At 66.5% G+C, this 13,604-nt stretch carries 13 protein-coding genes and 1 pseudogene; 3 read left to right on the top strand and 11 right to left on the bottom strand.

Features of this window, described 5'->3' with window-relative positions:
- The 3 genes and pseudogenes from GGC47_RS23790 to phnN form a co-directional block, all read left to right on the top strand.
- Positions 1 to 147, top strand: a pseudogene (locus GGC47_RS23790) (ferredoxin--NADP reductase); the annotation flags it as partial.
- 287 nt (positions 148 to 434) lie between these two features.
- Entirely contained in the window at positions 435 to 1,268 is an 834-nt protein-coding gene (gene nadC, locus GGC47_RS23785) for a carboxylating nicotinate-nucleotide diphosphorylase (protein WP_429069186.1), read from the top strand.
- Between the two features lie 9 nt (positions 1,269 to 1,277).
- Positions 1,278 to 3,320, top strand: coding sequence for a phosphonate metabolism protein/1,5-bisphosphokinase (PRPP-forming) PhnN (gene phnN / locus GGC47_RS23780; protein WP_429069184.1), 2,043 nt, complete (start codon positions 1,278 to 1,280; stop codon positions 3,318 to 3,320).
- Between the two features lie 91 nt (positions 3,321 to 3,411).
- Here the strand turns inward: phnN and GGC47_RS23775 are convergent, their stop codons facing one another.
- From GGC47_RS23775 to GGC47_RS23725, 11 genes are all read right to left on the bottom strand, one after another.
- Entirely contained in the window at positions 3,412 to 5,319 is a 1,908-nt protein-coding gene (locus tag GGC47_RS23775) for a bifunctional sugar phosphate isomerase/epimerase/4-hydroxyphenylpyruvate dioxygenase family protein (RefSeq protein ID WP_038365675.1), read from the bottom strand.
- A gap of 22 nt (positions 5,320 to 5,341) precedes the next feature.
- Complete coding sequence (locus GGC47_RS23770) at positions 5,342 to 6,004, bottom strand: 3-oxoacid CoA-transferase subunit B (protein WP_038365674.1); 663 nt, start codon at positions 6,002 to 6,004, stop codon at positions 5,342 to 5,344.
- Complete coding sequence (locus GGC47_RS23765) at positions 6,004 to 6,714, bottom strand: CoA transferase subunit A (RefSeq protein ID WP_429069180.1); 711 nt, start codon at positions 6,712 to 6,714, stop codon at positions 6,004 to 6,006. Before GGC47_RS23765 ends, GGC47_RS23770 begins: the two co-directional genes overlap by 1 nt.
- A gap of 52 nt (positions 6,715 to 6,766) precedes the next feature.
- Positions 6,767 to 7,975 carry a 3-oxoadipyl-CoA thiolase gene (gene pcaF, locus GGC47_RS23760; RefSeq protein WP_429069179.1) on the bottom strand — a complete coding sequence of 403 codons (1,209 nt, stop codon included), beginning with the start codon at positions 7,973 to 7,975 and terminating at the stop codon, positions 6,767 to 6,769.
- Positions 7,976 to 8,032: 57 nt separating this feature from the next.
- Positions 8,033 to 8,662: a protocatechuate 3,4-dioxygenase subunit alpha gene (pcaG, locus tag GGC47_RS23755; RefSeq protein ID WP_038365671.1), complete on the bottom strand. Its 630-nt coding sequence runs from the start codon at positions 8,660 to 8,662 to the stop codon at positions 8,033 to 8,035.
- Complete coding sequence (gene pcaH / locus GGC47_RS23750; RefSeq protein ID WP_038365669.1) at positions 8,662 to 9,405, bottom strand: protocatechuate 3,4-dioxygenase subunit beta; 744 nt, start codon at positions 9,403 to 9,405, stop codon at positions 8,662 to 8,664. The genes pcaG and pcaH overlap by 1 nt, the downstream gene beginning before the upstream one ends.
- A gap of 150 nt (positions 9,406 to 9,555) precedes the next feature.
- Complete coding sequence (pcaC, locus tag GGC47_RS23745; protein ID WP_133563694.1) at positions 9,556 to 9,951, bottom strand: 4-carboxymuconolactone decarboxylase; 396 nt, start codon at positions 9,949 to 9,951, stop codon at positions 9,556 to 9,558.
- Positions 9,944 to 10,738 (bottom strand): 3-oxoadipate enol-lactonase, encoded by a 795-nt coding sequence (pcaD, locus tag GGC47_RS23740; RefSeq protein WP_429069175.1) that lies wholly within the window; start codon positions 10,736 to 10,738, stop codon positions 9,944 to 9,946. Before pcaD ends, pcaC begins: the two co-directional genes overlap by 8 nt.
- Before the next feature lie 96 nt (positions 10,739 to 10,834).
- Complete coding sequence (locus tag GGC47_RS23735; RefSeq protein ID WP_429069173.1) at positions 10,835 to 11,644, bottom strand: SDR family NAD(P)-dependent oxidoreductase; 810 nt, start codon at positions 11,642 to 11,644, stop codon at positions 10,835 to 10,837.
- Positions 11,645 to 11,655: 11 nt separating this feature from the next.
- Positions 11,656 to 12,747 (bottom strand): ABC transporter permease, encoded by a 1,092-nt coding sequence (locus tag GGC47_RS23730; protein ID WP_429069170.1) that lies wholly within the window; start codon positions 12,745 to 12,747, stop codon positions 11,656 to 11,658.
- Positions 12,744 to 13,553: an ABC transporter ATP-binding protein gene (locus GGC47_RS23725; protein WP_429069167.1), complete on the bottom strand. Its 810-nt coding sequence runs from the start codon at positions 13,551 to 13,553 to the stop codon at positions 12,744 to 12,746. Before GGC47_RS23725 ends, GGC47_RS23730 begins: the two co-directional genes overlap by 4 nt.
- Positions 13,554 to 13,604: the final 51 nt, after the last annotated feature.

Raw genomic sequence — 13,604 nt, 5'->3', positions numbered from 1 at the left:
GACCCCGAGGGCGACCGCTTCATGCTCTGCGGCTCGCCGCAGATGCTGGCCGACCTCAAGACGATCTTCGCCGAGCGCGGCCTTGAGGAAGGCAACCACGGCGAGGCCGGCGACTACGTCATCGAAAAGGCCTTCGTCGAGAAATAGAATACGGGATTGAACCCCGGCCGGAGGCAGTGCAGATACAGGCGCCCGCGCAGCGGGTCGCCAGAGAGAACCCTCCCCCCGCGTGAACATGGACGGCCTGGGCGCCGAACGCGCCAAGGCCCGACACTAAGACATCCCCCCGATGCGGGCCGCCCCCACCCGAAGGCGACCGGAGGCACCGGACCGCAGCTTCGACGGAAGCGGCAAAGTCCGATTGACAGCGACGAAAAACCGACCCTATCATTCGTATACAAACAAATTATGCGCTGAAATCGCGAGGGGACGAGATGTACGACGTTTTCGCCACTGACCGCTTGATCGATCACTGGCTGATCGAGGACATCGGGGCCTGCGATCTCACCGTCCAGGTCATGATCGAGCCGGACGAGGTCGGCGCGTTCTACATGAACGCCCGCGAGCCGATGATCGTCGCGGGGGTCGAGGTGGCGGCGCGCGTATTCCAGCGCTACGACCCGACGCTGAAGGTGAAACTGCGCGTCAGGGACGGGGACCGCGTCGAGAAGGGCGCCGTCCTGGTCGAGGTCGAGGGAGCGGCCCGCAGCGTGCTCACGGCCGAACGCACCGCCCTCAACATCGCCCAGCGCCTGTCCGGCATCGCCAACGAGACCGCGCGCTATGTGGCGGCGATCGAAGGCACGAAGGCCAGGCTCATCGACACCCGCAAGACCACGCCGGGCCTGCGCATGATGGAGAAGCATGCCGTGAGCTGCGGTGGCGGTCTCAACCACCGGCTCGGCCTCGACAACGGCGTCATGGTCAAGGACAACCACATTGCCGTCTGCGGCAGCATCGCCGCCGCCGTCGCGCGGGCCCGCAAGAAGCTGCCCGTCCTGACGAAACTCGAGATCGAGTGCGACAACCTCGGACAGGTGCACCAGGCCGTCGCCGCCGATGTCGACGTCATCATGCTCGACAACATGTCGATCAAGGACATGGTCGAGGCCGTCGCCATCATCGGTGGGCGCGCGAAGGTCGAAGCCTCCGGCGGAATCAGGATCGACACGATCCGCGCCATCGCGGAGACCGGCGTGGACTATATTTCGACCAGCAAGATCACGCAGGCTGCGGTCGCGGTGGATATCGGCCTCGACGAGGCGTGAGCGGCGGCGATGCGTCCCGGCACGCTGTTCTTCGTCATCGGCCCGAGCGGTGCCGGGAAAGACACGCTGATGCTCGGCGCCCGCGAGGCGCTGGAAGCGACGGGGCGCTACGTCTTCGCCAAGCGGGCGATCACGCGGCCCGCGGGTTCGCCCGGAGAGGACCACGAGGCGGTATCCGATACGGAATTCGAGGGCCGCAGGACGGCCGGGGAGTTCCTGATCGATTGGGAGGCCCATGGCCTGCGCTACGGGCTTCCGGCCTCTCTTGAAGGAGAGCTGGCAGCCGGCAGGCATGTCGTCGCCAACGGGTCCAGGGCGGTCGTCGCCGCCCTCTCGCGACGCGCCGCTAGGTTGGTCCTGGTGGAGGTGGTCGCGCCTGCAGCCGTCCTGGCCCGGCGCATCGCGGAGCGTGGGCGCGAGGATTCCGGAGCTATCTGCGAAAGGCTCGCGCGCGTCGTCGAACCGCCGCCGGCAGGTGTTCGGCGCGTCGAGGTTCTCAACGACGACACCCCGTCGGTCGGCGTCGAACGCTTCGTGGCCGCGATCGAGAACGCGGCCAATTACCTGACCCTGAGGCGCATGCCCTTCCTGACCGGCAGGCGCTTCTGCGCCTATCTGCCCGTCGGTGGCACGGTCGATGGACGCGACTATCTCGGGCCGGGCAAGATAGAGCTCTCCAGCGGCATGGCGGCGGTTCGCGCCGAGGTGCAGGCGGTCGAGCCGTCCGGGCTGCTGGGAGCCGACGAGATCGGCCTCTCGGCCGAAGCTTTCGCCGAATTCGCGATGCCCGAAGGCAGCGAGGTGACGATCCGGCGAACGCCTTCACCCGAAAGCCGCGAAGCCCTCACCGGCAAGCTCCGTGGCGAGGCGCTCTCCGAGGAGCAGTATCGCCTGCTGATCCGGGATATCGTCGAATCGCGCTATCCCGATGCCGAGGTGGCCGCCTTCCTGGTCGCCGCGACGCAGAAGCTGACCGACCGCGAGGTGGCCGCGCTCGCGCGCGTCCGCACCGGCTTCTCGCAGCGAATCGCCTGGCCTGACCGGATCGTCGTCGACAAGCATTCCATGGGCGGTATTCCCGGCAGCCGCATCACCCTCATCGTCGTCCCGATCATTGCCGCGCACGGCAAGTTCCTGATGCCCAAGACCTCCTCGCGTGCCATCACCTCGGCTGCCGGCACGGCGGACGCCATGGAGGTCGTGGCGAATGTCGAGCTCGATCCGGCCGGCTTGCGCCGCGGCCTCGAACAGGCCCGGGCCTGCATCGCCTGGAACGGACGGCTCAACCATTCCGTCGTCGACGATGTGATGAACGCGATCACGCGGCCGCTCGGCATCGATTCCAATCGCTGGTCGGTCGCCTCGATCCTGTCGAAGAAGTTCACGGCGGGATCGACGAATGTGATCGTCGATCTCCCTTACGGCCCTCGCGCAAAACTGCATTCGCTGGAGGAGGCCACCGAGCTCGCTCGCCTGTTCGAATTCGTCGGGCAGGAGCTCGGCCTGGTGGTCGAGGCCTATCCGACCGATGGGAGCAGGCCGATCGGACGCGGCATCGGCCCGGCGCTGGAAGTCCGGGACGTCAGATGGGTCCTGAACCGCGACCCGCAGGCGCCGCCCGATCTGCTGGAGAAGGCCCTGTTCTTCGCTAGCCGCATCCTCGCATGGGATCCCGACATCGGCTCCCCGGAAGCAGGCAGGGAGCGGGCCGTCGCGCTGCTGGAAAGCGGAGCCGCGGCACGGGCCTTCGAGGCGATCATCGATGCCCAGGGCCGGCGCGCGCCGCCGATCGAGCCAGGTCTGCTGGTGCATACGGTGCGCGCCGGGCGCTCCGGGTTGATCGAGGAGATCGACGGCTGGGCGGTGGCCGGCATCGCGCGCCGTGCCGGAGCGCCCTTCGACAAATCCGCCGGGGTCGACCTGAAAATGCGCGTGGGCGAACAGGTCCACGCCGGCGATGCGCTTTTCGCTATTCACGCCTCATCGGCGGCCGATCTCGACGAGGCGAAGCGTCTGGCCGAGGCCGAAGCCTGCTATCTGATCGGCGATTGATCGCCGGCCGCATCGCGCCGCGGCACGAAATCAGGCGTGAACGGGCTCACGGTTCCCTGCCCCGCCCTCTCGAGCGGGGCACCTCCGTCGCTCAACCGTGCCCGAGAGCCGGCATGGTGATCGGCCGCGCGAGCCTCGCCTGCGCCGTCAGGCGGATGCCGGCATTGACCGCGCCATAGCCCGCATAACCGTCGCGCTGGACGATCTCGAAGAACAGCCCGCCATCCAGCGTCTGCGTATAGGCCTGCCGGAAGCTGCCGCCGGCATCGCTGTCATGGAGGATGTTCAGCGCCTTGAGCCGGTCGATCTCCTCGGCCGACAGATCGGACCGGGCTTCCAGATCGTCATAGTAGTTCTCGGGGATCGGGAGCATCGCGACGCCATTGGCGATGAGCCGCTCCACCGTCGCCACGATGTCGTTCGTCGCGAAGGCGATGTGCTGCACGCCCGAGCCGAAGAAATCGGTGATGAAACGTGCCGACAGTGTTCGGTGGCTCTGCGAGCCGTTGAGGATGAGCCGAAGGCCATGACCGGGCTCTCCGTCGAGGCCGCTCTCGATCACCTGGCTCTGGACCACGCCGCCGGGATCGAGCACGGCCTGGCTCGGTGCCTTCCTCGTGTCGAACAGCGAGGAGTAGAACAGCAGCCAGGTCAGCATCTCCTCGTACTGCATGCTCTGCGAGACATGATCGACGCCGGTCAGCCCGGCCTCGGCGTCACTTTCCTCCGTCGCCTCGAAATCGACCTCGGCCCAGCGGCCGAGCGACGAGGTGCGATCGAGGAAATAGACGAGGCTGCCACCGAGCCCGCGCACGGCGGGGATATCGAGCTCGCCCGGTCCGATCGCGCCGGCATGCGGCACGTCGAGCAGCGCCTTCGCACGGGTGATCGCGGCCTGCGCATCCGGCACACGCAGCGCCAGCGCACAGACCGAGGTGCCATGAGTGATCTGGTAGCTATGGGCGAAGCCGTCCGCCTCGCTGTTGAGCACGATGCGGATATCGCCTTGGCGCCAGAGATCGACATCCTTCGAGCGATGCGCACCCTTGCGGCTGAAACCGAGCGCGCGCAGGAGCTTCTCGAAGCCCGGCCGCTCCGCCTCCGAGGCAGCGAATTCGATGAACTCCACCGCCTGGACCGGCCCGGGCGGCGGCATCGGCACCACACCCGGCACGGGCTTGCCGATCTGCCGTGCCGTCTCGTCGAGCAGCCAGATCAGGGAGCGATGCCCGTCGAGCGCCACCGAGCGGGCCGAGCCCGCGCGGAAGCGGTCGTTGAAGATCTCCAGCGAGAGCACGCCGTCATAGCCGGTGGAGACCAGCGCGCGCATGAAGCCGGCGAGGTCGAGCTCGCCCTGCCCCGGCAGGCAGCGCCAGTGCCGGCTCCAGGAGAGGAGGTCCATCTGCAGCAGCGGCGCATCGGCCATCTGCACCATCGAAATCTTATCGCGCGGAATCGTGCCGATGGCGGACAGATCGAGCTTGCGGGACAGGATATGGAAGGAATCGAGCACGATCCCCACCTCGGGCCGATTTGCGCGGCGCACGATCTCCCAGGCATCGCGATAGTCGAAGACGTGCCGTCCCCAGGCCAAAGCCTCGTAGCCGACCTTGAGGCCGCGCCGCCCGGCCCGCTCGCCCAGCTCGGCGAAGTCAGCGGCAAGCCGGTCGATGCCGGCCAGCGCTTCCGGCGAGGTGTTGGAGCAGACGAAAAGCAGGTCCGTGCCCAGCTCCTGCAGGAGATCGAACTTGCGCTCGGCCCGGTCGAAGACACGCTGGCGGCGCCCCTCCGGCATGCCCTCGAAATCGCGGAAGGGCTGGCAGGTGACGATCTCGAGGCCGAGATCGGCACAGATGCGGCGTACTTCCGTCGGCGAGCCCGGAAAGGCGATCAGGTCGTTCTCGAAGATCTCGACCGCCGTGAAGCCGGCCGCCGCGATGGCCTCGAGCTTTTCCTGAAGCGTGCCCGAGACACAGACCGTGGCGATTGACGGAATCACAGAATGCCTCCTCCGGCGCGGCTCACGCGGCCTTGGCCAGTGCAGGCGCGACCGTAAAGGGCGCACCGGTCTTGGCCTTGACCTCGTCGAGGGTGACGCCTGGCGCAAGCTCGATGAGGGTCAGGCCGCCGCCATTGGCCTTGTCGCAGGTCATCACGCAGAGATCGGTGATGATCATGTCGACGACGCCGGCGCCGGTCAGCGGCAGCGAGCAACGCTCCAGCACCTTGGATTCGCCCGCCTTGTTGGCGTGGTCCATCACGACGATGACCTTCTTCACGCCCGCGACGAGGTCCATCGCACCGCCCATGCCCTTCACCATCTTGCCGGGGATCGTCCAGTTGGCGATGTCGCCATTGGCGGCGACTTCCATGGCGCCGAGGATGGTCAGGTCGATATGGCCGCCGCGGATCATCGCGAAGGAATCGGCCGAGGAGAAGAAGCTCGAGCTCGGCAGCACGGTGATGGTCTGCTTGCCGGCATTGATCAGGTCGGGATCGGCCTCACCCTCATAGGGGAAGGGCCCGATGCCGAGCAGGCCGTTCTCGGATTGGAGCGTGACGTCCACACCTGCAGGAATGTAGTTCGCCACCAGCGTCGGGATGCCGATGCCGAGATTGACGTAGAAGCCGTCTTTCAGCTCCTTGGCCGCGCGGGCGGCGACTTCTTCGCGGGTCCAGGCCATCAGGCTGCCTCCCTCTTGCGCTCGGTCAGCTTCTCGATGCGCTTCTCGTTGATCGTGCTCTTGATGACGCGGTCGACATAGATGCCGGGGGTGTGGATCGCCTCGGGATCGAGCGAGCCAACCGGCACGATCTCCTCGACCTCGGCCACCGTCACCTTGCCGGCGGTCGCCATGTTCGGATTGAAGTTCCGCGCGGTCTTTCGATAGACGAGATTGCCGGCGGTGTCGGCCTTCCAGGCCTTGACGATGGCGAGATCGGCCTTGAGCCAAGTCTCGCGCACATAGAGCTGCCCGTCGAATTCCTCGACCGGCTTGCCCTCGGCGACGACCGTGCCGACGCCGGTCTTGGTGTAGAAGGCGGGGATGCCGGCGCCGCCGGCGCGGATGCGCTCGGCCAGCGTGCCCTGCGGATTGAGCTCGAGCTCGAGCTCGCCAGCGAGATATTGCTGCTCGAACAGCTTGTTCTCGCCGACATAGGACGCGATCATTTTCTTGATCTGCCGGGTCTGCAGCAGCATCCACAGGCCGAAGCCGTCAGCGCCGGCATTGTTCGAGATCACGGTGATGTTCTTCACGCCGGAATCGCGGATCTCCGGGATCAGGCTCTCGGGGTTGCCCGACAGGCCGAAGCCGCCGGACATGATCGTCATGCCGTCGAACAGCAGTCCGTCGAGAGCAGCCTTCGGGCCGTCATAGATCTTGTTCGTCATCCATCCCTCGTCATTGTCGCTTGCCGAACTGACGGCAGACTATCCTGTTGTCTCAGACTCGTTCCAGCCCGATTGCGATGCCCTGCCCGACGCCGATGCACATGGTCGCGAGCGCACGGCGCTTGCCGGTCAGCGACAGCTCCAGCGCCGCCGTTCCGGCGATGCGGGCGCCGGACATGCCGAGCGGATGGCCGAGCGCGATCGCGCCGCCATTCGGGTTCACGAATTCAGCATCCTCCGCGATGCCGAGATCGCGCAATACGGCGATGCCCTGGCTCGCGAAGGCCTCGTTGAGCTCGACCACGTCGAAATCGGTCGGCTTGATGCCGAGGCGCGCGCAGAGCTTGCGGGTCGCGGGAATCGGCCCCAGCCCCATCACGCGCGGCGCGACGCCGCCCGCAGCGCCGCCGACGATCCGCGCCAGCGGGGTCAGGCCATACTTCGCCGCCGCCTTCTCGGAAGCGATGATGAGAGCCGCCGCGCCGTCGTTGACGCCGGAGGCATTGCCGGCCGTGACGGTGCCGCCTTCCTTGCGGAAGGGCGTCGGCAGCTTGGCGAGCTTCTCCAGCGTGGTGTCGCCGCGCGGATGCTCGTCGACCTCGACGCGGATGGGGTCGCCCTTCCGCTGCGGGATCGAAACCGCGACGATCTCCTTGGCGAGCCGGCCGTTCTGCTGCGCGGCCACGGCCTTCTGCTGCGAACGGACAGCGAAGGCATCCTGATCGGCGCGGCTGATGTTGCAATCGGCCGCGACGTTCTCGCCGGTTTCCGGCATGGAATCAACGCCGTACTGCGCCTTCATCAACGGGTTGATGAAGCGCCAGCCGATAGTGGTGTCATGGATCTCGGCATGGCGCGAGAAGGCGCTGTCGGCCTTGGGCAGCACGAAGGGGGCGCGCGACATGCTCTCGACGCCACCCGCGATCATCAATTCGGCCTCGCCTGCCTTGATGGCGCGGGCGGCGGTGATGACGGCGTCCATGCCCGAGCCGCAGAGCCGGTTGATGGTGGTGCCCGGCACCTCCTTGGGCAGGCCCGCAAGCAGCAGCGACATGCGCGCGACATTGCGGTTGTCCTCGCCCGCCTGGTTGGCGCAGCCGAAGATCACATCGTCCACCGCGCCGAAATCGACGCCCGCGTGACGCTCGATCAGGGCCTTCAGCGGCACCGCACCGAGATCGTCCGCCCGCACCGAGGATAGCGACCCGCCGAAACGACCGATGGGCGTGCGGACATAGGCACAGATGAAGGCTTCGCTCATGTCGTCGTTGCTCTGCTTGCTGTCTGTTCGGGTCGGGAGGACGGCCGGAAGCCGCCCTCAGATATCGAAGAAGACCGTCTCGTTCTCGCCCTGCAGGCGGATGTCGAAGGTATAGACCGGCATGCCGTCCTCGTCGTCGCCGCGCGTCGCGATCAGCGTCGGCACGCGCAGGCGGTGCTCGATGCGGGCGAGAAGTGGATCGGCCGCATTGGCCTGTTCCTCATCGCCGAAATAGAGCCGCGTATGCAGGCCGATATTGATGCCGCGCGCCACGATCCAGAAGGTGATGTGCGGCGCCATCGGGCGACCGTCGAAATAGGGGACGATGCCCGGCTTGATCGTCTCGAAGCGATAGACGCCGGTGTTGCCGTCGAGCGGCTGGCGGAACCAGCCGGGAAAATGCGGATCGGCCTCGCCCCGGCGCTCGCCGGAGCCGGGATAGAGCCCCTGCGCATCGGCCTGCCAGATCTCGATCAGCGCGTCCTTGATCGGCGCCCCCGTCCCGTCGAAGACGCGGCCGGTGACGACAATGCGCTCACCCTTCACCTCCGGCGACAGCGGCAGCGAGCCGAGATCATGCGGAAAGATGCCCTCGATGCCGGAGAAGTTCGGCGTCGCGCCGATATGGATGTAGGGCCCCGCCGTCTGCGACGGGCTTTCCTTGAGACGGCGCAGAGACTGGACCATCAGTTCCCCTCCATCCGGTTCTCGAACAGGGTCGAGCGCCGGCCACGCAGCACGATATCGAATTTGTAGGCCATCGTGTCCATCGGCAAGGTCGCCTCGCGGTCGAGCCCTGCGACGAGTTGCTCCACCGCCTCGCGGCTCGGGATGCCCATCACGATCGGGCACTGCCAGATCATCGGGTCGCCCTCGAAATACATCTGGGTGATCAGCCGCTGCGCGAAGGCATGGCCGAAAACCGAGAAATGGATGTGCGCCGGGCGCCAGTCATTGACCCCGTTCGGCCAGGGATAGGGGCCGGGCTTGATGGTGCGGAACCAATAGCGGCCCTCGTCATCGGTGATGGTGCGCCCGCAGCCGCCGAAATTCGGGTCGATGGCGGCGAGATAGCTTTCCTTCTTGTGGCGGTAGCGGCCGCCGGCATTGGCCTGCCAGAACTCGACCAGCGCGCCGCGCACCGGCCTCGCATCCTCATCCAGCACCTGGCCGTGCACGATGATGCGCGGGCCGATCGGCTCACCGGTCTGGACGTAGTTGAGGATCAGGTCGTTATCGAGCGGCCCGAGCATGTTGTGGCCGAAGACCGGCCCGGTCATCTCGGAGAGCGTATTGCCGAGCGACAGCAGCGCGTTCTTCGGCGAGCGCAGCACGGAGGTCTTGTAATCGGGCGTAAAGGCCGGCGGATGCCAGCTTCGATCACGCTGGTAGAACGAACCGCCCTGATGGCTCGAATTCTCGTTGCGCATTTGCGGCGCCTCCCTCCGTCGGAGCCTGTCTCGTCAAGCTGAAAGCCAGATTGCGACGAGATCGGCCCACTGTTCTTGATCTTGCTCAATTCAAGGCTTTGCCACGCCCAAGCTGCTGCTCACCGAACGGCCGGCTCGCGACAGGTGGGCTCAGCCCGCCTTCTCGTTCTCCATCTCCGCATAGACCGCCTTGGCGATCTTGAAAGCGTGATTGGCCGCCGGCACGCCGGCATAGATCGCCACATGCAGCAGCGCTTCCTTGATGTCGTCCATGCTGGCGCCGGTATTGCGCGTGGCCCGGACATGCATCGCGACCTCGTCATGGTGGCCGAGCGCGGCGAGCAGAGCGATGGTTAGCATCGAGCGCTCGCGCTTGCTGATCCTGTCGCCCGACCAGACCGTACCCCAGGCGCTTTCCGTGATCAGCGTCTGGAAGTCTTCGGTGAAGGCATCGGTATTGGCGACGGCGGCGTCGACATAGCGCTCGCCGAGCACTTTGCGGCGGGTCGCCATGCCCTGTTTGAAACGATCCGATACGTCAGCCACGTCCGTGCTTCTCCAGATGTCCGGCCACCAGCGCGAGCAGCCGGGCGGGCTGCTCCACCGGGGGAATGTGTCCGCAGCCCTCGATCAGCGCGAAGCCCGCGCCCGGAATGCGCTGCGCCATCGCCCGAACCAGATCGGGCGGCGTCGAGAGGTCGCCATCGCCGGCCACGGCCAGCGTCGGCACCGTGATAGCGCCTATGGCGGCGGTCAGATCGGCCTGGCTCAGCGCCTGGCAGGTCGCGATATAGCCATCGGCAGGCTGGCGGAGCAGCGCATTGCGCCAGCCGGCGAGATCATCCGGCCGCTCGGCATGGAAGGCAGGAGTGAACCAGCGCTCCATGACGGGATCGGCGATGGCGGCAAGCCCGCCCTTGCGGACGGCATCGATACGCGCATTCCAGCTTTCGGCCGTGCCGACCTTCGGGGCGGTATCGGCGAGCACCAGTGCCGAAAGGCGCTCCGGCGCCCGCACCGCCAGATCCTGCCCGATCAGCCCGCCGATCGAGAGACCGGCCAGAGCGAAGCGCTCAAGCCCGATATGATCGGCAAGCCCGATCAGGTCATCGGTGAAGTCGGCAATCGCATAGGGGCCTGCCGGCACCTCGGAGAGGCCATGGCCGCGCTTGTCATAGACGATGACGCGCCAGTCGCGAGACAACGCCGCGACGACCTCGTCCCAGATGCGGAAATCCGTGCCGAGCGAATTGACCAGCACAACGGCCGGCGCCGCGCGCGAGCCGCTGTCGCGCCAGTGCACGAGCTTGCCGTCGATGCGAGTGAAAGCCATGGAAGACGTCTTACCCCGAATACGAGGCCATCATGAGCGATTTGGATGCTCATGTTAAATGGCATTATCGCCAGTCAACATAACCCTGCGGTTATTTTAACTGGCGATCAAATGCTCCTCCGACTCCGTCTGGTTATGACTGGCGTCGTCGGCGCCCGCCGAGGCAGGCTGCGGCGCGAGCTGCGTGCCGCCGCAGACATGGATGACGTCGCCCGTGATGAAATTCGCGCGCGGCGAGGCCAGAAAGGCGATCGCGCCGGCGACATCCTCGGCAGTCCCGAGCCGGCCAAGCGGCGACATCTTGCGGAAGGAAGCGGCCAGCCCCGTGTTCTCCTTCACGATCTTGTCGTTGAAGGGGGTGTTGAGGAAGCTCGGCGCCACCGCGTTGACGCGGATATTGTCGGGGCCGAGCTGCACGGCGAGCACGCGGGTGAGACCGATCAGCCCCGATTTGCTGGAGGTATAGGCGACGCCGGTGCCGGCGAGATAGACCCGCGAGGCGACATTGACGATGCTGCCGCCGCCGCTCCCCTTCATCAAGGGCTGCGCCGCCTGGGCGAGCAGCATCGGCACGGTCAGGTTGAGCGCGAGCACCGCGTTCCAGACCGACAGCTCGACGCTGCCGATGCGCGGAGCGCCGGTCATGCCGGCATTGTTGACGAGGCAGTCGAGCCGCCCGAAGCGCTCCGCCACGCTGTCGATCAGGCGTTGCGAAGCCCCCTCCTCCAGCAGATCCACAGGCTCGGCGACGGCTTCGCCGCCATTGCGGCAGATCTCGTCGCAGATCGCTTGCGTCCGTTCGAGGGCGCGATCCGCCAGCACGACGCGAAAACCGTCCTCGGCCAGCATCCGCGCGGCGGCGGCCCCGACGGCGCCAGCACCGCCGGTGACAAGAGCAACCTTCATCGCCGTACCTCTTATTTCTGCTGCCAGGGCATGAGCCGGCGCTGCAGCCATTGCAGCGCGTAGGTCAGCAGCACGCCGAGGATCATGACGACGACGAGGCCGGCATACATCTTCTCGGGGTTGAGGACCTCCCAGTAATAGAAGGTCATGTAGCCGACACCCTGCTTGGCGCGCACGAACTCGACCGAGATGATCACGATCATCGCCGTGCCCAGCGCGATGCGCAGGCCGGAGAAGATCACCGGCATGGCGCCGGGCAGGATGACGTGGCGCAGCATCGACCAGCCCTTGGCGCCATAGTTCTTGCCCGCCATCAGGTAGACCTTGTCGATGCCGCGCACCGCCGCCATCGTGTTGATCGCCATCAGGATGAAGACGGACAGCGCCACCACCAGGATCTTCGGCGCCTCGCCGAAGGGGTCGGCGAACATCAGCATCACGATCGGGAAGATCGCGATCTTGGGCAGCACATAGATCGCCGATAGCGTCGTATCGAGCATCAGCCTGACCGTCTGGTTCAGGCCCATGACCACACCGAGCAAAACGCCCGGAATGGCGCCGAGCACGAAGCCGACGAGGACGCGCGCCACCGTCGCGAAGACATGGCTCTCGGCCACCAGCTTCCAGACGCCGGCCCAGCCCTCGCTATTGAAGGCTTCCGGCATCAGCCAGGGCCGGCCGAGCAGGGTCGTGCCGGAGAAGCGATCGTAGCGGGTGCTCAGGTCCCAGAGCGCCGAACCGATCCGGCTCGGCGGCGGAAACCAGGTCGGGTTGATGAAGCCGCTATCGGCAGCGAGCTCCCAGAGCACGAGGACGAGGAGCGGAAAGCCCAGCGCCAGCGTGCGCTCATAGGCACCCCTGCCCTTCACCGGCACCAATCGGCCGATGCGCTCACAGGCCAGCACCAGCAGGACGAAGCTCGCCCCGATCGCCGGCCAGGCGAAATCGCTCCACAGCCCGGCGATCGCGAGCGCGGCATTGAGCGCCACGCCTGCGGCGAGCAGGAGAAGGATGGCGCGCGCATCGTTGTTGGCCGCCGGAGACCCCTTCACAGGCGTCCGGTCGTCACTCGCCGTGATGCCTTCGGTGGATGCGATCGTCATGGCCGTGCCTCCATGGCGCGCGTCACCTCGGCGCTGAGCTTCTCCCAGATCTCGGCCCGGTATTCGGCAAAGCGCGGCGCGTTCTGCATCGCGATGGTGCGCGGGCGCGGCAGGTCGATCTTGAAGGTGGCGAGGTGCCGGCCGGGCTGGGCACTCATCAGGATGACGCGGTCGCCGAGCAGCACGGCCTCGTCGAGGCTATGGGTGATGTAGAGCACGGTCTTCCGGGTCTCTTCCCAGATCCGCAGCAGCTCCTCCTGGATGACGACGCGAGTCTGGGCGTCGAGCGCGCCGAGCGGCTCGTCCATCAGCAGCACCTCGGGATCGTTGGCAAGCGCCCGGATGATGCTGACCCGCTGCTTCATGCCGCCCGAGATCTGGTGCGGGTAATAGTCGGAGAACTTGCCCAGGCCCACCCGGTCGAGCCAGTAGCGCGCGGTGTCGAGCCGTTCCTTGCGACCGATACCGCGCATCTGCAGGCCGAAGGCGACATTCTCGATCAAGGTCTTCCAGGGAAAGATCGCGTATTCCTGGAAGACGACGCTGTTGAGCGGCTTAGCCCTCTCACGGCCGGGACGGATGTCGATCGAGCCCAGCGAAATCGATTCCAGCCCCGCCACCATGCGCAGGAAGGTCGACTTGCCGCAGCCGGAGGGGCCGACGATGCAGACGAATTCGCCGTCGGCGACATCGAGGGAGAAATCCTCCAGCGCGACCATGGTGCCGTCGGCCGTGGGATAGTGCTTGCTGACATTGCGCGCGCCGATCTTCGGCGCGGCGATGGCCTGCATGGCGGCGGCATTCATCGGCCGACCCTCCGGGCTCGTTGTTGTTGCATCGATCCTGTCCGAGAACCG

Source organism: Allobosea sp. OAE752, assembly GCF_050433265.1.
Lineage (GTDB): Bacteria > Pseudomonadota > Alphaproteobacteria > Rhizobiales > Beijerinckiaceae > Allobosea > Allobosea spartocytisi.
This window is presented reverse-complemented; position numbering and strand designations above follow the sequence as displayed.